22 protein-coding genes are annotated in these 22913 nt (G+C 33.8%); all 22 read left to right on the top strand.

Features of this window, described 5'->3' with window-relative positions; all coding sequences use genetic code 11:
* Positions 1 to 51 precede the first annotated feature (51 nt).
* A complete protein-coding gene (gene resA / locus C794_RS09680) occupies positions 52 to 630 on the top strand; it encodes a thiol-disulfide oxidoreductase ResA (protein WP_017796938.1) in 579 nt (192 codons plus the stop codon).
* A 26-nt stretch (positions 631 to 656) separates the two neighbouring features.
* Positions 657 to 2297 carry a cytochrome c biogenesis protein ResB gene (resB, locus tag C794_RS09675; RefSeq protein WP_017796937.1) on the top strand — a complete coding sequence of 547 codons (1641 nt, stop codon included), beginning with the start codon at positions 657 to 659 and terminating at the stop codon, positions 2295 to 2297.
* A gap of 42 nt (positions 2298 to 2339) precedes the next feature.
* Complete coding sequence (gene ccsB / locus C794_RS09670; RefSeq protein WP_017796936.1) at positions 2340 to 3530, top strand: c-type cytochrome biogenesis protein CcsB; 1191 nt, start codon at positions 2340 to 2342, stop codon at positions 3528 to 3530.
* Positions 3531 to 4008: 478 nt separating this feature from the next.
* On the top strand, positions 4009 to 4725 hold the full coding sequence (locus tag C794_RS09665; protein ID WP_017796935.1) for a response regulator transcription factor: 717 nt from the start codon (positions 4009 to 4011) through the stop codon (positions 4723 to 4725).
* Entirely contained in the window at positions 4725 to 6479 is a 1755-nt protein-coding gene (locus C794_RS09660) for an ATP-binding protein (protein ID WP_017796934.1), read from the top strand. The genes C794_RS09665 and C794_RS09660 overlap by 1 nt, the downstream gene beginning before the upstream one ends.
* 155 nt (positions 6480 to 6634) lie before the next feature.
* A complete protein-coding gene (locus C794_RS09655) occupies positions 6635 to 7060 on the top strand; it encodes a DUF4430 domain-containing protein (protein ID WP_017796933.1) in 426 nt (141 codons plus the stop codon).
* Between the two features lie 3 nt (positions 7061 to 7063).
* A complete protein-coding gene (locus C794_RS09650) occupies positions 7064 to 7573 on the top strand; it encodes an ECF transporter S component (protein ID WP_017796932.1) in 510 nt (169 codons plus the stop codon).
* A 293-nt stretch (positions 7574 to 7866) separates the two neighbouring features.
* Positions 7867 to 8940 (top strand): YpbB family protein, encoded by a 1074-nt coding sequence (locus C794_RS09645; RefSeq protein WP_017796931.1) that lies wholly within the window; start codon positions 7867 to 7869, stop codon positions 8938 to 8940.
* Complete coding sequence (locus C794_RS09640; protein ID WP_017796930.1) at positions 8921 to 10474, top strand: RecQ family ATP-dependent DNA helicase; 1554 nt, start codon at positions 8921 to 8923, stop codon at positions 10472 to 10474. Before C794_RS09645 ends, C794_RS09640 begins: the two co-directional genes overlap by 20 nt.
* On the top strand, positions 10461 to 11027 hold the full coding sequence (locus tag C794_RS09635) for a CPBP family intramembrane glutamic endopeptidase (protein WP_017796929.1): 567 nt from the start codon (positions 10461 to 10463) through the stop codon (positions 11025 to 11027). Before C794_RS09640 ends, C794_RS09635 begins: the two co-directional genes overlap by 14 nt.
* 10 nt (positions 11028 to 11037) lie before the next feature.
* Positions 11038 to 11343 carry a hypothetical protein gene (locus C794_RS09630; RefSeq protein ID WP_017796928.1) on the top strand — a complete coding sequence of 102 codons (306 nt, stop codon included), beginning with the start codon at positions 11038 to 11040 and terminating at the stop codon, positions 11341 to 11343.
* A gap of 128 nt (positions 11344 to 11471) precedes the next feature.
* Positions 11472 to 12050, top strand: a complete 579-nt coding sequence (locus C794_RS09625) for a genetic competence negative regulator (protein ID WP_017796927.1) — start codon at positions 11472 to 11474, stop codon at positions 12048 to 12050.
* Positions 12051 to 12227: 177 nt separating this feature from the next.
* Positions 12228 to 13508 (top strand): Glu/Leu/Phe/Val family dehydrogenase, encoded by a 1281-nt coding sequence (locus C794_RS09620; RefSeq protein ID WP_017796926.1) that lies wholly within the window; start codon positions 12228 to 12230, stop codon positions 13506 to 13508.
* A gap of 249 nt (positions 13509 to 13757) precedes the next feature.
* Entirely contained in the window at positions 13758 to 14750 is a 993-nt protein-coding gene (locus C794_RS09615) for a YpdA family putative bacillithiol disulfide reductase (RefSeq protein ID WP_017796925.1), read from the top strand.
* A 180-nt stretch (positions 14751 to 14930) separates the two neighbouring features.
* A complete protein-coding gene (locus tag C794_RS09610) occupies positions 14931 to 15902 on the top strand; it encodes an asparaginase (protein ID WP_017796924.1) in 972 nt (323 codons plus the stop codon).
* A 285-nt stretch (positions 15903 to 16187) separates the two neighbouring features.
* Positions 16188 to 16835 carry a glutamic-type intramembrane protease PrsW gene (gene prsW, locus C794_RS09605; RefSeq protein WP_017796923.1) on the top strand — a complete coding sequence of 216 codons (648 nt, stop codon included), beginning with the start codon at positions 16188 to 16190 and terminating at the stop codon, positions 16833 to 16835.
* A gap of 130 nt (positions 16836 to 16965) precedes the next feature.
* Positions 16966 to 17790, top strand: a complete 825-nt coding sequence (sleB, locus tag C794_RS09600) for a spore cortex-lytic enzyme (RefSeq protein ID WP_017796922.1) — start codon at positions 16966 to 16968, stop codon at positions 17788 to 17790.
* A 15-nt stretch (positions 17791 to 17805) separates the two neighbouring features.
* Positions 17806 to 19149 (top strand): germination protein YpeB, encoded by a 1344-nt coding sequence (ypeB, locus tag C794_RS09595; RefSeq protein WP_017796921.1) that lies wholly within the window; start codon positions 17806 to 17808, stop codon positions 19147 to 19149.
* 350 nt (positions 19150 to 19499) lie between these two features.
* Positions 19500 to 20165 carry a flagellar brake protein gene (locus C794_RS09590; protein WP_017796920.1) on the top strand — a complete coding sequence of 222 codons (666 nt, stop codon included), beginning with the start codon at positions 19500 to 19502 and terminating at the stop codon, positions 20163 to 20165.
* A gap of 91 nt (positions 20166 to 20256) precedes the next feature.
* Complete coding sequence (cmk, locus tag C794_RS09585; RefSeq protein WP_017796919.1) at positions 20257 to 20949, top strand: (d)CMP kinase; 693 nt, start codon at positions 20257 to 20259, stop codon at positions 20947 to 20949.
* A 12-nt stretch (positions 20950 to 20961) separates the two neighbouring features.
* Positions 20962 to 21543 (top strand): lysophospholipid acyltransferase family protein, encoded by a 582-nt coding sequence (locus C794_RS09580; RefSeq protein WP_017796918.1) that lies wholly within the window; start codon positions 20962 to 20964, stop codon positions 21541 to 21543.
* Positions 21544 to 21661: 118 nt separating this feature from the next.
* Positions 21662 to 22792, top strand: a complete 1131-nt coding sequence (gene rpsA / locus C794_RS09575; RefSeq protein WP_017796917.1) for a 30S ribosomal protein S1 — start codon at positions 21662 to 21664, stop codon at positions 22790 to 22792.
* Positions 22793 to 22913 lie beyond the last annotated feature (121 nt).

Here is a 22913-nt window from a genome sequence, read left to right as displayed (position 1 = left end):
AAATTTACAAATAGTCTTAAATGATATAATGACCTGGGAGGGAGTGTTACATTGGATATTCAACAAAATAAGACAAACAAACAGAAGAAAAAAAGAAATCGCTTCATTTTTAGGTCATCCATATTACTAATTTTAGTAGCAGCAGTAGTATTCGCTATTGTTTCAAATATGAAAGATGATAACAAAATATACCGTGTTGGTGATGCTGCTCCCGATTTTCAACTGAAACAGATTAGCGGTGAAGTAGATCAATCAACGGTCCAGTTAAGCGACTTAGAGGGAAAAGGTGTCATGCTGAACTTTTGGGCAACATGGTGCGAACCATGTAAAGCAGAAATGCCTTACATGCAAGATTTATATCCGGAATATAAAGAAAAAGGCGTTGAGATTGTTGCAGTAAGTCTAGATGGGACAGAATTAGTTGTAGATCAATTTATTGATGAATACGACTTAACATTTCCAGTTCCTCATGATAAGAATGGAGAGGTAAAGGATCTTTATAAAATTGGTCCAATGCCTACTACCTATTTTATTAATCCTGATGGGGAAATAGAAGAGATTGTCCAGGGGGCACTAACCCTAGATAGGTTAGAAGGATATTTAAATGATATTACTCCGCAAAAGAATTAAGAATGGCCTTGGGATGGAGGGATAGTATGAATAAGATAAAATGTGAGTGTGGTCATGTTAATCCCGAAGGAACAGTATTATGTGAATCTTGTGGAAAACCCGTTGAAGGGAACCAACATATTGATGGAAACCAAGATTCCAAACTGTTAAATATGAGATATGATGGATCAGCTCGTCGTTCACAAACATATAAAAAGTCAATTGTAGATAAAATCTGGAGTTTCTTTTCATCTGTAAAAGTAGGAGTTTGGTTGATTGTTATCGCTTTAGTCGCATCTATTTTTGGAACTATTTTTCCACAGGAAGAATTTATTCCGCAAAATGCAGTATCTCGTGATCCAGCTATCTTTTATGAAGATCGTTATGGTATCTTAGGTTTAATATATTACCAGCTTGGTTTTCATAATTTATATAGCTCATGGTGGTATATGGTACTTATTGCATTAATTGGTATTTCGTTAGTGATTTGTAGTTTAGATCGATTTGTACCATTATTTCGAGCGTTACGAAATCAAAGCGCTAAAAAGCATGTTAAGTTTTTATCAAGACAACGGTTATATAGTGAAACTGATCAAGTAAGCAAAGAAGAAATTGATCAATTAGCATCGAACTTAAAAAAATCAAGATACAAGCTTACCTATGATAATGGCCATATTCTAGCTGAAAAGGGTAGATTCTCCCGCTGGGGTCCTTACGTAAATCATATTGGTTTAATTATTATACTTTTGGCAGCGCTATTGCGAACAACCCCCCTTATGTTTTCAGAGGAGTACATTTGGATTAGAGAAGGGGAGCAGATGGTAATCCCAGGAACAGATGGTCAATATTACATAAAGAATGAACAGTTTGTCATGGAAACTCATGATCCTGAAGACGAAAGGTTTCAAGAAGCAATTTTAAAAGAGGGAGAAATACCGAGTAATTTCCAGTCAGATGTAATCATTTACGAAGCAAAAAGTACAGATATTCCAGGTGCAGAACCAGAATTAGAGGAACAATCTAGGCAATCGATACGAATGAATGAACCAGCAAAATTTGATGGTTACACTCTTTACCAATCAGGTTATCAAGTAAATGAATTTGAATCATTTACATTTAAGATTCATGAGACAGACGATGAAAATGAATCAGCTTTAACAACATTTTCAATAGACCTATCAGAACCGCAATCTACCTATGAATTAGATAATGGGTTTAGAGTAGAGGTAACAAATTATTTTCCTGATTATGTGATGACAGAAGAGGGAAATCCCGTTTCACAAACAAATCATCCGAGGAATCCTGCGTTTGTATTAACCTTATTCCCGCCAGAGTCCGAAACGGGCGAAGTAAGCTTTTTAGGAATAGGTAAAAATATCGACGCTACTGGAGAGAATGATTATAAGATTAGCATGGAAGATTTTGAACTAAGAGATGCAAGTGGTTTAACATTGAATGCTGACCGGACGTTACCTTTCTTTATCGTAGGTGCCGCTATCTTTATGATTGGAGTCATTCAAGGCATGTATTGGCAACATCGACGTGTATGGATTCATCCGACGGAAAATGGTGTATTCTTAGCTGGACATACCAATAAAAATTGGTTTGGGGTTAAGAAGGATATTGAAAAATCACTAGAAGGTACTTCAATTAAAATGGTTAATGATCAACAAGAACTGGAGGAATAGTTGCTTAAAAAAGCAACTACTCCAGTATTAGGAGGATAAACAATGGATTTATTAAGTATTAGTAATGGATCGTTATTTATAGCGTTTATTTTATACTTGATTGCGACATTCTTTTTTGGTGGCGCCATTCGTCAAAATAAGAAAGAACGACATCAAAAATCGCTTTCAGGCTCAATTGGCTTATATATTACCATTGCGGGTTTTGTCTCACAACTTGTTTATTTCTTTACACGTTGGACCGTGACAGGACATGCACCTGTAAGTAACTTGTTCGAGTTTACAACATTCTTAGGTATGTCAATGATACTAGCATTTATCATTATATATATTTATTACAAAACTGCATTTCTAGGATTATTTGCATTACCAATTACAATGATAATTATTGCTTATGCTAGTATGTTTTCGACAGAAGTATCACCTTTAGTTCCATCATTACAAAGTTACTGGTTAAGTATTCATGTAACGACTGTAGCGCTTGGACAAGGGATTCTGTTTATCAGTTTTGTCGCTGGACTAATGTATTTAATCCGTCAAATTGATCAATCAAAAGTTTCGTTACGTAATATTTCACTAGAAATCGTTTTATATTGTCTATTTTTATTTATTGGTTTTATTGTTATCACATCTGCATTTAATATGGCATCCTATCAAGCCACTTTTGAATATACGGAAAATGGCGCAACAACGACGACAGAATATCATCTTCCGGCAATTGCAGGACCTAATAATGCTGAATTATTAACGGAAAATGCAATGTCACCTATAATTGATGCTCCTCAATGGATGCAAGGTGCTGATGCTGGCAGAAAATTTAATACAGTTGTTTGGTCATTCATTACAGGATCAGCCATTTATTTATTAACGTTGTTATTTACAAGAAAACGAATTGGAGAAAAACTACAACCAGTATTAAAAGGTGTAAAACCAGATATGCTTGATGAGATCATGTATCGTTCTGTGGCAATTGGATTTCCAGTATTCACACTGGGTGGACTAATCTTTGCTGCAATCTGGGCACAAATTGCCTGGGGCAGATTTTGGGGTTGGGATCCAAAAGAAGTTTGGGCACTCATAACGTGGTTCTTCTATGCTGCTTTCTTACATTTAAGATTATCAAGAGGCTGGCATGGTGAAAAATCTGCATGGCTAGCAGTAGTAGGCTTTGCAATTATCATGTTTAACTTAATTGTTGTCAACTTAGTACTAGCAGGTCTACATTCTTATGCTTAATTGACAAAATAAGTTTTTAAATACTATCCGAACTATACATCGCATAGATTGTTGTATGCGTTTGATAGTTCGGATTTTTTATAGGTATTATTAATTGAGCTAGGTTCATAATTGCTAATTTTATTTAAAAACGAACATTTTAGTAAAAATTATATTTAATGTTCATATTATAGCTACTACTTGACTTTGATTGAATGGAAGACGGCGACTCCAGCAGAAACAGCACGAGCTGAAGATTCACTTTATACGTTTTCTTCTCTTCAAGAGCTGAAGTCGTGTCTGCGGAAAACGTCCGTCTTCAATGAAAATAAAATAGCGAACATGTGGATGTTACTTAAAATATCTTATTATGAAATTAATTCAAATAAAAAAATTCTCATCACATAATTATGTGAACATATTATGAACACTAGAATTCTTAACTTTTATTATAGATTCGTTTATAATTTATATAAAATTGACCTGAGGAGGTTCGATGATGGATATAACACACAGAATACTAGTAGTTGACGATGAAGATAGAATACGTCGATTAATTAAAATGTACTTAGAAAAAGAAGATTTTGAAGTAGATGAAGCAGCTGATGGAAATGTTGCTTTAGAAAAAGCGTTAGCTAATGATTATGATGTGATTATATTAGATATTATGATGCCTGAAAAAGACGGTATTGAAGTATGTAAAGAATTACGTAAGGAAAAGGATACACCTGTGATCATGTTAACTGCTAAAGGTGAGGAATCGAACCGTGTACAAGGGTTTGAGGTTGGAGCTGATGATTATATTGTAAAGCCATTCAGTCCAAGAGAAGCTGTGCTTCGAGTAAAAGCACTACTTCGAAGAGTATCAGCGAAAGCTTATCAAGAAGTAGATACATCATCTAAAAATATGCTTGTATTTCCACATCTGACAATTGATCATGATGCACATCGAGTAGCAGCCGATAATCAAGAAGTAAGCTTAACTCCAAAAGAATATGAGCTATTGTGCTTTTTAGCAAACGCTCCAGATAAAGTATTTAATAGAGAACAGCTGTTAAAAGAAGTATGGCAATATGAGTTTTTTGGTGATTTACGAACTGTAGATACACACGTAAAGAGACTCAGAGAAAAATTAAATACAGTATCTAAAGAAGCGGCACTAATGATCGTGACAGTTTGGGGTGTAGGATACAAATTTGAGGTAGAGGATAGCTGATGTTTTGGAAAAGTGTTGTAGGTAAACTGTCTTTAACCATTTTATTATTAGTATCTTTTGTTCTATGTGTGCTCACCTTTTTCCTTATGCAGTTCTTTGATAACTACCATATACAAGAAGCTGAAAATGAAATGAAACAAATGGCAACAAAAATATCTTCCCTAGTAGAAACCGATTATGAACAGCCTTTTATTGAGGAAGTGACAGAGATGTTGAAAGACCCTTCTAGTCGAGTTGCTATTATGTATTCTGAACTAGATAACTGGATATCAGATAGCAATGATGAGAATCTTCAAGAATTTAATGTAGACTGGTTAGAAGGACAAGAAGAAATTTTCACTGTCATTGAGGAAAAACAACAAATTAGTAATCAATTTTATACAACTAATAATACAGAAGTAATTCTTGTAGGGGCACCAATTGATGATGGCGGAGCAGTATTTGTTTATAAATCACTAGATATGATTAATCAGACTAAAGATCAAACGACGAAACTTATTTTATTGAGTGCAGGGATTGCCATACTTTTAACTACATTTTTTGCTGTCTTTTTATCCACGCGTATCACTTCGCCATTGATAAAGATGAAAGAAGCAGCACATAACTTAACAAGAGGGGAATTTAATACAAAAGTTCCTGTACTTACACGTGATGAAATTGGTGAACTAGCAATTGAATTTAACCGCATGGGACGACAATTAAATTATCATATTAATGCGTTACGCCAGGAAAAAGAACAACTTTCCAGTATTGTCAGTTCTATGGCAGATGGTGTATTTACATTAAGCCGTGAAGGCGAAGTTTTGGTTATTAATCCACCAGCAAAGAAATATATGGATGAATGGTTTTATCAAAATCCCGAAGAAACGAAGAAACTGAATCATTTACCAACAGAAGTGAAGGAAGCCTTGCTAGAAGTCATTACAAAAGAACATGCCGTCCTGAAAGAGTCTGCAGTACAAGGTCGCAGTTATGTAATGCTCGTTACACCATTATATGATGACTCCCATGTACGTGGATGTGTTGCAGTAATCCGAGATATGACGGAGGAAAGAAGACTAGATAAGTTGAGAAAAGATTTTATTGCAAATGTTTCTCATGAACTTCGTACTCCTATTTCGATGCTACAGGGATATAGTGAGGCAATCGTAGATGATGTCGCTAGTTCAAAAGAAGAGAAAAATGAATTAGCACAGATTATTTATGAAGAATCACTAAGAATGGGAAGGTTAGTCAATGAATTGCTTGATTTAGCAAGGATGGAGGCAGGTCAAATTCAGTTACGTTTGGATTCTGTAGCTATCCAACCATTTATTGAAAGAATCGTTCATAAGTTTCAAGGGATTTCTCGTGATGAAATGGTCGATTTGGAACTAACAACAAATATCGAACATCAAATTGGGGAAATGGATCCGGATCGTATAGAACAAGTTTTAACTAATTTAATCGATAATGCAATTCGACATACCTCAAATAATGGATTTGTAAAAGTTTTTGCTACTAGTAATCAAGATAAATTATATGTAGAAGTGAAAGATAGTGGTAGTGGGATTCCAGAAGAAGACTTACCGTTTATATTTGAACGCTTCTACAAAGCGGACAAATCACGAGTGAAAAAAGAAAAACAAGGAACTGGTTTAGGTTTAGCCATTGCTAAAAATATTATTGACGCTCATCATGGATCAATCTATGTAAAAAGTAAACTAGATGTTGGTACAACGTTTAGTTTTGAAATTCCAATAAAGCAGAAATAACATTGAAAAATTATGGTAATATATTGAAAAGACTGGAACAAAAGTTTTACGCAATATGAAATACCGAATGTTACTCTGATTGATTTCCAATGCAGACGGTCTCTTTCTGTAAACTTCGGCTTTACGCTTTCAAAGTAGAAAAGGAGATGGTATTTTTGAAAAAATGGTTTTCATATGTAGGGGTATTGTTACTATCGATAGGATTACTTTTAGGTTGTGCAAATGATACTGCCGAGGAAAACAATAGTAATACGAGAGTTAGCACAAATGAATCTTCTCAAGAATTGGCTGAAGATGAAGTTCGTATAACAATATCAATTGATCATGGAAGTGAACATATAAATGAGGAATCAATCTCCATTGAAGAAGGAGATATTCTATTAGACGTATTAGAAGAAAACTTTTATATAGAATCAGATGACAGTGGATTTATTACATCCATTGAACGTGTGGAAGCTAGTGATGAAGAAAAGACAGCTTGGATATATACAGTGAATGGTGAAATGGCTACCGTAGGTGCTGGTGATTATGAATTATCACCAGGAGATGAGGTTGTTTTTGATTTGCAGTCTTGGGAATAGGTTATGAATACGTATAAACTAACACTTCTGGCAATTCTAAGCGCGTTAGCAGTTGGTGGCAGGTACGCATTTCAATTTCTTCCCAATGTACAGCCAGTTACAGCTATTATAATTGTTTGTGGAGTTCTATTAGGTCCATTGTCTTCTATCATCGTTGGATTACTAACTACTTTTTTGTCCAATATGTTATTAGGCATGGGTATATGGACAATATGGCAAATGATTTCCTGGTGTATGATAGGTTTAATAAGTGGTTTAATTGGTAAATATGTAACGAAAATCCCACTGTGGTTTATTGTAACATTTGGTATCTTTTCTGGTTATTTATATGGATTTGTTATCTCATTAACAACCTATCAAGTAACTGGTTATTTTATTCCTTATTATATAGCCGGACTACCATTTGATACAGCACATGCAATAGGTAATGGAATATTCCTTTTATTGCTATATCCAATAGTAAAGCAATTATTAAAAGAATATAATGACAATCACTTCCCAACAAAACCATAATGTAAAACTTTAATCTATGGGGGATTCGTTATTCCCGCACACGTAATGTTACTTGCATAGGAAAATTTTACAAACAGTCATACCCTATAGAGAAGACTATTAGTCTCACCTATAGGGTATTTTTCTGGTCGATGATATAATTGTAAATAAAAAGATAGAAGAGCATATCCTAATATATCCATTGTTCTATCAATTTTCAAATCAACGATCAATCGTTATAATAAGTTATATACTTTCAGTGTAAATAAAAGAACTCCACTGATGGTAGTCTCCCTATATACAAGGAGGTCATTATGTTTCTTGAACGTATTATTTTATATTGTTTTGAGAAAATCCAAGCAGAGCGTTCTGCATCAAGTATTTATTATTTGTTAACTGCTAAAAAATCAATTCAAACTGTTCAAGATGCTTATTTGTACAGAATTGATTCTTTTTATGGTATCTTGCCTTCGTTATCAAAAGAAACATATGATAAGAAGATTGTTCATTTACATCGTCATCATTACTTAACACAAATGGATAATAGTTATTTTGAAACAACAACAAAAGGTAAAGAATTTGTAGATATGCAACCAGCCCAAATAGAAGGATTTCACGGAATAGAATATCATCAACTAGTACAGCCATTTACAGATCGATTACTACTTTTAATTCAAACTATAGCAAATACATATCAACGGAATTATAATTTTATACCAACCACAGATAAGTGGATTGCTGAAAGTTTTGTAAAACGAAAATTTCATTTATATAAAGATCACTTAGACATAATTCAAACTCGATTATATCAAGAGCTGCATCAACAACTTTTGTTACTTGGTGATACAGAAGCTTCTATTTTTGTAGATCGACTATCTGGGTACAATTACTATGGATTGAGTATGGAACAACTATCTCAGAAATATAAACTTGATCATGAAAACATTGAGTTATTGCTTTCTAAAGTAATCATGCAATTCCTTTACAATATACATAAAAAACTTGATAAGTATCCGATAATGCAGTCAATAATTGAAGACTTACGAGATGACCATACAACCTTAAGTAGTAGCGCGGCTAAAACTTATACCTTATTAAAAAAAGGACATCAAATTAATGATATCGTTCGTATTAGAAATTTAAAGATAAATACAATTCAAGACCATATTGTAGAAATAGCAATCCGGGATCATCATTTTCCTATTTATAATTTTGTTAGTAAAGAAACAGTAGAAATTATTTTTCAAGCAATGAAGAGGTCAAATACCTTTCGTCTTCGAGAAATTAAACAATGCTTGGATACTAATGTTAGTTATTTTGAAATTCGACTTACTTTAGCTTTAATAGGAACGAGTAGGGGGGAAACCAATGATAGAGTCCAAATTTAACTTGCAGGAAGCTCTAAAATATTATTTCCAATATGATAGTTTTCGCCAAGGGCAGGAAGAGATTATTACAGATGTAATGAATGGTAATGATGTGCTCGGTGTACTACCAACAGGTTCTGGCAAGTCAATCTGCTACCAGCTTCCAGCAATTTTACAAAATGGAGTGATAATCGTTGTATCGCCGTTAATATCTTTAATGATAGACCAGGTAAAGGAATTAAAAGCAAAGGGAATTAAGGACGCTATTGCATTAAACAGTTTTCTCTCTAGAGAGGAAAGGCATAATGTTCTAAATAATTTAGGAAATTATCGTCTAATTTATCTCTCTCCCGAATGGGCTCAGAATTCTATTTTTATTGATAAACTGCAGCAAATTAATGTCACATTATTCGTAATTGATGAGGCTCACTGTATATCACAATGGGGACATGAGTTTCGCCCAGACTACTTAAAACTTCATGACATCATTGCTAAGCTGGAAAATCCTACTATCTTGGCATTAAGTGCGACCGCTACGCCAGATGTACAAGACGATATCATTAATAGTTTAAATAGAACCCGTATAACGAAGCATATCTTTCCAATGGATAGAGATAATATCGCTTTTTGTATAGAAAAGATTGAAAGTATGAACGAAAAGAAAGATCGAATTCAGGAAATAATTCAACAATACCATGTACCGACTTTGATTTATTTCACAAGTCGTTATTTAGCTGAGGAAACCTCTAGATGGTTATCATCCACCATACAAAATAGAAATATTGCGTATTATCATGGTGGAATGGAAGCGACCGATCGAATACATATTCAACAACAATTTATGAATAACCAGCTAGATGTGATTTGTTGTACAAGTGCTTTTGGTATGGGTATCAATAAACCTGATATAAGACTTGTTATTCATTATCATTTACCTTCACAAATAGAGTCTTATATCCAAGAAGTTGGAAGAGCAGGGAGAGATGGAAAAGAGAGTGTGGCAGTGATCTTATATGCTAGTGGTGACTGGGCATTACCTAGACAAATTATTCAACAAGAACTGCCAACAAAAGAAGATGTATACCGAATTGTTGATTGGCTACAGGGCTTATCAAATCAAGGTCATCATACCATTATTGATGAAGAAGTAATTTCCCATCTTCAGATTAGTGAAGTTCAATGGAGGTTCATACGGTCACAGATAGAAAAACATGATATGATAGTGGAAAATCAATTGATTACAGAAGATGTTAATATAGAAATGATAAAAAAAGAGATAAGTAATTATATAGAAGAACGAGTAACCTATAAAGAGAAGAAATTGGCGGAGATGATCAACTGGGTAAATAGTGATCAATGCTATCGTCAAAAACTGTACATGCCTTTTCAAGACAGCTATCGCCCCAGTGTAGGACAATGTTGTAGTAATTGTTATTTTCAGTGGAGTGAGTGGCTACCGGAAACAACCGAGAATAGAACTACTGAGTTTTTATCTTGGGAAAGTAAATTACAATCTATTTTTCATATTACCGAGGTAGAACATGAAACAAGATGAGATTATTAAGCAATTATCGGATAAAGAATTACGATATCAATTAGTTTTTTCACAAATTTTATTTTTAGTTATAAGTATTGTGTTAAGTCTTATTTTATTTCCTTCTTGGAAAGTATGGTTGGATTACTTCGATGCTAACGTGAATGAAATATTATTAATCGGCTTTGGTTCGGCATTCATTGTGATTGTTTTTGATATTATACTGATGAGCGTTTTTCCAAATGAATCTTTTGACGATGGTGGAATTAATAAACGAATTTTTAAAAAGCAACCTATCTTGTTCATTATTGGATTTACATTGTTAGTTGCAATTTGTGAAGAATTATTATTCCGAGGAACAATTCAAACTACTTTTGGTTATGTATTTGCAAGTCTTTTATTTGCTTTGGTACATATCCGATATTTAAAAAAAACGGTATTATTTTTATCAATAGTTTTAGTAAGCTTTTTTATTGGTTGGATATTTGAACGTACAGAAAATTTACTTATTACAATTACCGCTCATTTTATCATTGATTTAGTATTAGGTTTAATTATCCGTTTCAAGAAATGAGGTGCTTAGCATGTCGAATATTACTGAAGAGGTAAAGAAAGATCAAGCTGATGACTTAAGAAAAGCGGTAGAAGAACTAAATGATAGTTCTAATCAAGAATTTAACAGTGACTCAATACAAATATCCAAGCATAAAGAGTTGGAAATGGATATATTAAACTTACCACCAAGAAAAGATGTTCATTATAATTCTAAGCGCATGCGATTGAAATTAAATTTTTCTTTATTTCGTCTTATAATGGTAATTATCATATTATCCGTGCTGGTTTCAGGTATCTTATGGATAGTTGATTTTAATATTTTTTTGATTGAATAAATGAAACAAGTTTGAACTGTTCATCACTAGGATAAAATGCATATAGTATATAAAGTGCTTCTAAACATCCACTATATTCTGTGCAGTGTAATGTAGAATGAGCACTTCGATAAGGGGGAGGATGCAGGATGCGAATAGAACGAGTTTCTACAGATCAATTTAAGATTTTTTTAACGTTCGATGATCTCATTGAACGTGGTTTTACAAGAGAAGATTTATGGCATGATGCATCAAATGTTCGAAGCTTATTCAGTGATATGATGTATGAAGCAAGTAGTGAACTTGGTATTGAATTAGAGGGAATGCTATTAGTTCAAGTTCATTTAATGCAAGCTCAAGGAATGCATATATTTGTAACTCAACAATATGAAGATAATAATGAAGATGAGGATTATATTGAAATGAAGGTTACATTGGATGAGAGTAAAGAGTTAATTTTCTCCTTTATTGACTTTGAAGATATAATTTCTGTTATATCTTATCTAGATCCTATGGGATTGGAAAACATAAGACTTTATCATATGGATGATAGATATTATATGATTTTAGATCACATTGAATTATCACTTGTCGATAAAGAAGATATAATTGGAGTCATGTCTGAATACGCTAACCCTAGTATAGTCACATCTCACCGAATCGAGGAATATGGGAAACTAATTATGAAAGAGAATACTGTTCAACAAATTAAGCGTTTCTTTTACTAATAATACGATTCGAATAGAATTGATTATAAATAAGCGAGATTATTTAGAATAATTCCATTATAAGAACATCTGATAATAGGGGTCAGATTTGATTTATGTTATTGCATATTCTGTTTGAAAGTGTATACTAATTTTTGAGTGGGCAAAACAAGGATATATATTGTAGGAGGTTAATTCATGGTAGCCGATAAAGCAGCAGATTCTTCAAATGTGAATCAAGAAAATATGGATGTTTTAAATACAACACAAACTATTATTAAGAGTGCATTGGATAAACTTGGTTACCCCGAAGAAGTATTTGAACTATTGAAAGAACCAATGCGGATTCTAACAGTCCGTATTCCAGTAAGAATGGATGACGGAAATGTAAAAGTATTTACAGGTTATCGTGCTCAACATAATGATGCAGTTGGCCCTACCAAAGGTGGTATACGTTTTCATCCTGATGTTACAGAGACAGAAGTAAAGGCGCTTTCTATTTGGATGAGTTTAAAATCGGGGATTGTTGATCTTCCTTATGGTGGAGCTAAAGGTGGAATTATTTGCGATCCTCGTGAAATGTCTTTCCGTGAATTAGAAGCATTGAGCCGTGGTTATGTGCGTGCGGTTAGTCAAATTGTAGGACCGACAAAAGATATTCCAGCACCTGATGTGTTTACTAACTCACAAATTATGGCGTGGATGATGGATGAGTATAGTAAAATTGATGAATTTAACAATCCAGGGTTTATTACTGGTAAACCAATTGTTCTTGGTGGATCACATGGAAGAGAATCTGCTACAGCAAAAGGTGTAACGATTGTATTAAATGAAGCAGCTAAAAAGAAAGGGATAGATATTAAAGGAGCCCGTGTTGTTATCCAAGGTTTTGGAAATGCTGGAAGCTTCTTAGCAAAGTTTTTACACGATGCAGGTGCGAAAGTTGTCGCAATTTCTGATGCTTATGGGGCCTTGTACGATCCAGAAGGATTAGATATCGATTATTTATTAGATCGTAGAGACAGTTTTGGTACTGTTACGAAATTATTTAATAATACTATTTCCAATGATGCATTATTTGAATTAGACTGTGATATTATTGTTCCGGCTGCTGTTGAGAATCAGATTACCCGTGAAAATGCACATAATATTAAAGCTTCGATAGTAGTTGAAGCAGCTAATGGACCTACAACAATGGAAGCAACTAAAATCCTAACTGAACGTGATATATTGATTGTACCGGATGTTTTAGCTTCTGCAGGTGGAGTTACTGTATCCTACTTTGAATGGGTACAAAATAACCAAGGATTCTATTGGTCAGAAGAAGAAATCGATAACAAATTACACGAAATAATGATAAAATCATTTAACAACATTTATAACATGTCTAGAACACGAAGAATTGATATGAGGTTAGCTGCTTATATGGTTGGTGTAAGAAAGATGGCAGAAGCATCTCGTTTCCGTGGTTGGGTGTAAATGTATTGTTTATAATAAATAAGTAAGTATGAATGACGCTAGACATAATAAATAGAAAAAATTCAAATACTGAACAATTCAGAGCACGTAAAACTTTGAAACCATATATAGTGTCTGCAGAAGAAAGCAGATCGAGAGGTTGACTCAAACAATTGCACGAGGGAATTTCATCCATCCAGTTGTTTTCTTTGAATAATTTCTTTTATGTCAGGCGTCATTTTAAATCTGGCAGGGAAAGAAGGGCAATTCATGCAACAGGAGGAAGTAATTATAATTGGTGCAGGTCCATGTGGTATGGCTACTGCTCTAGAATTACAAAAAGAAGGAATAGAACCATTACTATTAGAAAAAGGAAATGTTGTCCAAACCATAAGTAATTATCCTACACATCAGACTTTTTTTAGTTCAAGCGACAGACTTGAGATTGGTGATGTTCCTTTTATTACAGAAAATAAAAAACCAGTAAGAAATCAAGCAATGGTATATTATAGAGAAGTTGCACAAAGAAAAAATCTACGTATACGACCATATGAGAAAGTAATAGAACTGCTTAAAGATAAAAATGGCACAGGTTATACTATTACAACATCAAATATACACGAAGAACTAAACGTATATTACGCATCCTATGTCATATTAGCAACGGGTTATTATGATCAACCAAATTTTTTAGAGGTTCCTGGAGAATCCAAGCCAAAAGTTACGCATTATTTTAAAGAAGCGCATCCTTACTTTGATCAAAACGTAGTTGTTATTGGAGGTAAAAATTCCTCCGTAGATGCCACAATTGAGTTACATAAAGCTGGCGCTCATGTGACAGTCTTATATCGAGGTAACCATTACTCTAAAAGTATTAAACCATGGATATTGCCTGAATTTGAGTCTTTAGTTCGTAATGGTAAAGTAGATATGATATTTGAAGCTACGGTGACAAAAATTAGTGACCATACATTAACGTACGAAGTCCATGGGAATACATATACAATTGATAATGATTTTGTATTTGCTATGACGGGATATCAACCAAACTATTCCTTATTAAGACAAGCGGGAGTGGAAATAAACAAGGAAACAGGGAAGCCTCAATTTGATGAAAATACCTTGGAAACAAATATGGAAAATTTGTATATTGCTGGAGTAATTGCTGCAGGATATGACAATAATAAGGTCTTTATTGAAAATGGTCGCTTTCATGGAATTCCAATAACAAAATCAATTTTATATAAAAAAAAGAATATATGAAAACAAATCCACGAAGACTCTTTACTTTGTGGATTTTTTACAGTTAGCTTTCTATATAACTTATATTAAAAAAATGATTCTATTCAGCATTTATACTTATAAGATAAAATATACTTGAAAGATTTTCTTTGGCAAAGGATAATATAGTAAGAAATAATTACATAAAAAGAAGGGTTAGCAATGACTAAAAAAATCTTACTATTAGCTACTGGTGGTACCATAGCAAGCGAAAAAAAACCAAACAGTGATAAATTAGAATCAGGAGTACTAACCGGGGAAGAATTACTAGAGAAATGCGATATTCCTAATGGAATCGAGGTAGTCGTCCATTCTATATTTCAAAAAGCAAGCATACACTTAACATTTCAAGATTTACTTGTATTAAAATCAAAAATGGATGAACTTTTATTAAACAATAGCTTTGATGGAATAGTCATTACACAAGGAACTGACACATTAGAAGAATCTTCTTACTTTATGAATCTAATCACAGATTATCATATTCCAATTGTTTTTACAGGTTCACAGCGCTCTCCGTTAGAAATAGGTACAGATTCTTATATTAATATAAAAAATGCAGTTCTAACTGCTTGTAGTGAAGAATTAAATGAAGTTGGGGTCACAGTAGTATTTAATGAGCGTATTTTTCATTCACGTTATGTTCGTAAGGAACACGCTTCAAATATTCAGGGATTTAATGCATTTGGATATGGCTATTTAGGAATTATTGATAATAATCAAGTACGCGTATTTCAAAAGCCTACTTTCAAAGATAATTATCAACTACGAAAGGACTTACCTGAAGTAGATATTATCAAAGTGTATATGAATGCTGATGGTAAATATATTAAAGCAGCTAGAGAAAATCAAGTTGATGGAATTGTAATTGAAGGCGTTGGAAGAGGACAAGTATCCCCAACGATGATGCAGGAAATTAGACAATGTATTGAAGAAGGTATTGCAGTGGTTATCACAACAACAGCAGTAGAGGGAGAAGTTTATCCAACTTACGACTATCCAGGAAGTACGTATGATTTATTACAGAATGGTGTTATTTTAGGAAAAGATTATGATAGTAAAAAAGCGCGAATCAAGCTCATGGTAGGACTTGCTAGTGAAGTACCCTTACATACACTTTTTCATCCATTTTAAGTAAGTGTTTAATCTCCATAGCAGACGATTGCTTTTAGAATGCACCTGATTAAGCTAACTTGAAAAATAAGCCCACAATTTCTAAGTGGATCTTCAAGCTCCATACGGAGCAGGAGTCGTCGTCTTCCATTCCAATCAAATTCAAGTTGTTCTTCTATTCCAAACATTAATATCTAACTATTATTAAAAATGCATTGTCTAAAATGCAATTATGGAATTCATTCATGTAATTATAATTACTAGATACTAAGGTGAACGAATTGGGTTTAGAGAAGAGGTATATTTATGTTGTCTATATTATCAGTTGGTATAGCTCCTGCAATAGCTTTGCTATCGTATATTTATTTGAAGGATAAAATAACTGAACCCATCCGGTTAATTATACGGATGTTTATATTAGGTGCTTTACTCGTTCTACCAATTATGTTTATCCAATATGCAATATCTAGTGAATTTAATTACAATTCTATTTTTGTCGAGGCTTTTTTTCAAATTGCTTTACTTGAAGAGTTTTTTAAATGGTTTGTATTTATGTTTGTAATGTATCAACATGAAGAATTTGATAATCATTATGATGGTATTGTTTATGCCAGTTCACTTAGTTTAGGGTTTGCTTCTATCGAGAATATTCTTTATTTAATTACCAATGGAATAGAGTATGCATTTATGCGCGCCATTTTCCCAGTGTCTTCTCATGCGTTATTTGGGATTATTATGGGATATTATTTAGGGAAAGCCAAGACACATCCAGATAACAAAAATAGAAATCTCACTCTCGCATTTTTAATACCATTTCTTCTGCATGGAGCATATAATTTTATTTTAAAAGGATTCAGTAGTTTTATATTAATTTTGACTCCTTTTATGGTTATATGTTGGATATTTGCGTTATACAGGTTAAAACGAGCTAATGAAAATACATTAACTAATTAGAATAAACTACCTAACAATCATTTCGTTGATTGTTAGGTAGTTTTTTATTATTTCTATTCTGAATGAATAAAAAAGGAAATAACACAAAAAATAGTGGTGCATCCTATAACAAGGAACGGAGGAAATAAAAATGCATCAAACATATAAGGCGATCATGTTAATACTTGTTGTTTGTAGTAGTCTCACTTTGTATTTTGTGCAGACAGACAATACAAAAACATATGCATTTAGTAATCAAGTAATCCAACAAGGTGCGGTTGGTGAAGATGTTATTGAGCTACAAGCTAGACTACAGTATTTAGGTTTTTATAACGGTAATATTGATGGTGTCTTTGGTTGGGGTACGTATTGGGCCTTACGAAATTTCCAATATGAATTTGGAATGGAAATAGATGGTATGGCAGGGCAAACAACGAAGGATAAATTGGTGCAAGCAAGTAATTATGATAAAGAATATGTAAATGAGCAAATAAACAAAGGAAATCAGTTTACACACTATGGTGGAGGAGATAGGAACACAGATGATCAAAGTAATCCTGGTGGTGGAAATACAAGCGAAGGCAATGGTGGAACTACCGCTGTAAATGTTCCGCAGGGTTATTCTCAAAATGATATTCAACTAATGGCAAATGCAGTATATGGTGAAGCAAGAGGTGAACCTTATGAAGGTCAAGTGGCTGTAGCAGCTGTTATCCTTAACCGGTTAAATAGTGCGTTATTTCCAGATACAGTGTCAGGTGTTATCTTTGAACCTCGTGCTTTTACGGCAGTAGCCGATGGCCAGATTTGGTTAGAGCCGAATGAAAGAGCTAAAGAAGCCGTTCTAGACGCTATTAATGGTTGGGATCCATCTGGAAATGCCCTTTACTATTTTAATCCTGATACTGCAACTTCTGGCTGGATATGGACGAGACCACAGATTAAACAAATTGGAAAACATATATTTTGTAAATAGGAAGGTGTGAGAATTATGTTTCGCTGGATCGCAATAGGTGTTCTTAGTGTAGCAGTAATTGGAACAGCGGTATGGGGGTATAACGAATATAGTGAAAAAAATGAAATAAAAATACAAGCGGAAAATGAATACCAACGTTCATTTCATGAGTTAACCTATCATATGGATTTATTAAACGATGAGATTGGAACTGCACTAGCGATGAATTCGAAAGAACGTTTATCGCCTCAATTCGTGGATATTTGGAGATTAACATCACAAGCACATTCGAATGTAGGTCAATTACCCTTAGGGTTATTACCTTTTCATAAAACTGAACAATTTTTATCAGATATAGGTGAATTCACTTATCAAACTGCAGTTCGAAATTTAGATGATAATCCATTAACGGAAGAAGAAACCCAGAAATTAAAAGACTATTACGCTCAGTCTGGACAAATTAAAGACGAATTAAGACAAGTTCAACATGCTGCTTTAGATGAAGGGTTAAGTTGGATGGACGTTGAACTCGCGTTATCAGATGAGAACGCACAACAAGATAATACAATTGTTAATGGATTTCAAACTGTAGAAAAATCGGTTGAAGGGTTTGGACAGGGTGCTCCAGAAAATTCAACGATAAGTACGAAAACGCAAGATCATGCTTATAAAAATTTGACAGGACCTGAAGTCACAGAAAATGAAGCATTACAAAGAGCTATGGAAATATTTGAAATTGAAGATAAAGAATTACTTGCGATTTCTGAAAGCGGTGATGGTGCTGATACACCATTTTATAGTATTTCCTATAATACAGAGGAAGAACATGGATATATGGACATGGCAATAAAAGGTGGGCATCCGCTAAATTTATTAGTTAGTCGTGAAATGGGAGAAAAACAAGTCAGTTTAAATGAAGGATCAGAAAAAGCAAAGGAATATTTAAAGTCGTTTGGACTTGAGAACATGACTTTATTCCAAAGTAGTGAATATGACCATATTGGTGTGTATTCATTCTTATATAACGATAATGGTGTTCGAGTATATTCTGATGCTGTTGAGGTAAAAATCGGATTAGATAACGGAGACTTACTAGGACTGACTACTAATAGTTATTTTATGAATCACACCGATAGAGAAATACCCGAACCAAAAATTTCAGAAGATGAAGCAAGAGATGATGTGAATAGTACCGTAGATATTCAAGAAAGTCACTTAGCAGTTATTGATAATGATGCTGGTGAGGAGATATTAACTTATGAATTTCTCGGTGTCATGGACGATGAGACTTATCGAATTTTCATAAATGCAGAAAATGGTCAAGAAGAACTAGTGGAAAAATTAGACGGTAAGGAAGTAAATTATAACTCAGTTTTATAAGTTTTATAAGGGAAGGTTTAAAAAACCTTCCCCTTTTTTAATATCTATGAAATCATAAAATGATGTGCCTGAGAATAACGAATTAAACTAAATAACCTACGATAAAGAAGACTTGCCGATTGTCTTTATAAGGCTTGTCGCGCTTATACCCTTGTGGTGAAGGTCATCATGGGCTCCTCACCTCACCGTTATTCCTTTATCTCAATGGAAATGGAATCTCGACCATTGTCGAACCACTCTTAAAAACAGAGGCGCATTCGTTACTGTGCCAAACGGGCGCTTGCGCCTTTGTTCCTATTTTGTCATAATAAGTATAAAGTATTATTTTAATCTCATATCGGGGGTACTTTATGCTACAAATAGGGCAGAAAATTCAATTAGAAATTAAAAATAGTAATAGAAACAAAACAGATATCTATCTGTGTACAATCATTGATGAAACGGAAGAAAGCTATATTATAAATTATCCTGTACATAAAGAAACTTTGAAAACCACATTCTTTAACGTGGGTACTTATTTTTCTGCTGTCTATGTGGGTGAGGATGATGCAATTTATCGATTTCCAACAAAAATCACATCTAGAAAAAAGGCGAAAATCCCATCATTATATATAACAAAACCTAATGAAGAACAATGGAGTAGAATTCAACGACGTGAATATGTGCGTGTAGATGCTACCATCGATATTGCAGTCCATAGTGTTCTTCAGCAATTTGAGCCATTTACAACAACAACATTAGATATTAGTGGCGGCGGTGTGGCTATCCTAGCTCCGAAAGAAGTAGAACTTGTACTAAGTGAAATGGTCGATATATGGATGCCTCTTGAAAGGAAATATCAAAATAAGATCCACTATGCGTACGCTCAAGCAGAAATTGTTACCATCCGTGAACTTAATATCAGAATGAATGTCGTATCATTACATTTTCATTCCATCACCCAAAAAGATCGACAAGAGATAATTCGTTATTGTTTTGATAAAGAACGTGAAAAAAGGTTGAAAGAGAGAAATTAATTCGACCACAAAAAATAGAATATGTTATGATTATCATGAAGAAAGATAACTTGGCAAAAGCCAAGTTTTTTATTGTAGGAGTTGAACAAGATTGGAACAAATAATTACAGTTGCTATTGACGGACCCGCAGCAGCAGGAAAAAGTACTGTGGCAAAAATGATCGCAAATCAATTAGGATTTATTTATGTTGACACGGGTGCCATGTATCGTGCTTTAACCTATCAGTCTTTACAGGAGGGTGTAGATCCCAAAAATGAAGAGAGAGTATTAACTATATTAATGAATTCTATTATAGAATTAAAACAGACTGAAAATGGACAACGAGTGTTTGTAAATAACAAAGATGTCTCTGAAGAAATTCGTTATCCAGATGTAACTTCACAAGTATCTTTTGTGGCGCAGCATCCATCTATCCGTAAAGAGATGGTATCTCGACAACAAAAACTCGCAAATAACCGCAGTGTAGTAATGGATGGAAGAGATATAGGTACACATGTATTACCAGATGCAGAAGTTAAAATCTTTTTAGTTGCATCTGTGGAAGAAAGAGCAAAGAGACGTCATGAAGAAAATATTAAAAAGGGTATCCCCTCAGATATTCAGTCATTAAAAAAAGAAATTAGTGATCGAGATCAAATAGATTCAAATCGTGAAGTATCACCATTAATCAAAGCTAAAGATGCAATAGAAGTCGACACAACTTCACTTTCGATTACAGAAGTAAAAGATCAAATCTTACAAGAGATTTCTAAATACAATACTAAAAATAGTAAGGGTATATAGAGGGGGAGAAAGATGCTTTATAAATTTGCTAGATCTATTATAGCAATCATTTTTTACCCGCTTTATCGTATTAAAGTGATTGGCAAGGAGAACATCCCTAAGTCTGGTCCTGTTATTATTTGTTCAAATCACATTTCTAATTTTGACCCACCTGTTGTTGGTATCACCTCCAGCCGTGATATATCGTTTATGGCAAAAGGAGAGCTCTTCGATAAACCTTTCTTAGGAAAACTGTTACTAGGGATAAAGGCTTTTCCAGTTCGTAGAGGACTAGCAGATCGTAACGCATTGCGTAACGGACTTAAAATCCTTGAAGAAGGGCATACACTTGGTCTCTTTCCAGAAGGTACTAGAAGTAAAACTGGAGAATTAGGAAAACCACTTTCAGGTGTTGGATTTTTTGCTTTACGTTCAGAGGCTGTCGTCGTTCCTTGTGTAATAATTGGTAAATACAAACCATTTTCTAAAACAACAGTAGCCTACGGAGAACCAATGGATGTAAATACCTACCGTGAACAAAAAGCCTCTGCAAAAGACATGTCAGAGGCAATTATGGAAGAAATCAGAAATTTGTATGATATTCACAAAAATTAATTGTCTTTACTTGACAAATAATTGTAATTATTAGAAGTTATAAATAGAAACTAGAATTTATCTTTCTTACTATTCCCTTATAGATGGATAGTTGAAGTGTACCTAGGAGGCTATGGAAATGAGTGAAGAAAGTAAAAATCTACAAACATTTGAAGTAGGAAGTACCGTAACAGGAACTGTCGTAAAATTAGAAGATAAACAAGTTCTTGTAGATATCGGTTATAAAACAGAAGGAATTCTACCGATTGGCGAACTGTCTAGTATGCACGTTGAAGCAACAACAGATGTACTTTCAGAAGGGGATACGGTTTCATTAAAAGTGAAAAAGATAGATGATGATGAAATCATTCTATCAAAAAGAGCAGTAGATTCTGAAACGGCCTGGGAAGATTTAGAACAAAAATATAACTCAGGTGAAGCATTCGAGACTACTGTAAAAGAAGTTGTAAAAGGCGGATTAGTTGTTGATGTAGGTGTTCGCGGCTTTATACCTGCTTCTTTAGTAGAAACTTATTATGTTGAAGATTTTAGTGACTATCTAAATAAGTCATTGAAAGTAAAAATCGCAGACTTAGATCGTTCACAAAATCGGGTGATTTTATCCCACCGTGCCATTGTGGAAGAGGAAGAAAAATCAAGAAAGAATGATGTTCTACAATCACTTGAGCCTGGACAAGTTATTGAAGGGACGGTACAACGTATTACAAACTTCGGTGCGTTTGTTGACCTTGGTGGAGTAGACGGATTGGTTCATATTTCTCAACTTGCACATGAACATGTAGAAAAGACTTCTGATGTTGTTTCTGAAGGGGACAAAATTAAAGTAGAAGTATTGTCAGTTGATCTAGATAATGAACGAATCTCTTTATCTCATAAAAACACATTACCGGGACCATGGGCTAATGTAGAGAAACAAATTAAAGCAGGATCTACAATTGAAGGTACAGTGAAACGCTTAGTAAGTTTTGGTGCGTTTGTTGAGTTACTTCCTGGCGTAGAAGGATTAGTACACATTTCTCAAATCGCCAACCGTCATATCGGAACACCACAAGAAGTTCTTGAAATTGGACAAACAGTTCAAGTAAAAGTATTGGATGTTAGTGAAGAAGATCAACGAATTAGCTTAAGCATAAAAGAATTAGAAGAAGAACAAGAAGCTAAAGAATTCAAGCAATATGAGAAAGATGACGATCAATCTGGTTTTCAACTAGGAGATTTTATTGGCGATAAGCTCGATAAATATAAATAAATCATCTTACCTATAAAATGCTAAGGAAGAAATTATATTCCTTGGCATTTTATTTGTTTACACACACTATCATCGTGTCATTTTAAGTTTTGTTTCCATGTACTAAGATTTATAAAGTGAG

The organism is Oceanobacillus kimchii X50, from assembly GCF_000340475.1.
GTDB lineage: Bacteria > Bacillota > Bacilli > Bacillales > Amphibacillaceae > Oceanobacillus > Oceanobacillus kimchii.
This window is presented reverse-complemented; position numbering and strand designations above follow the sequence as displayed.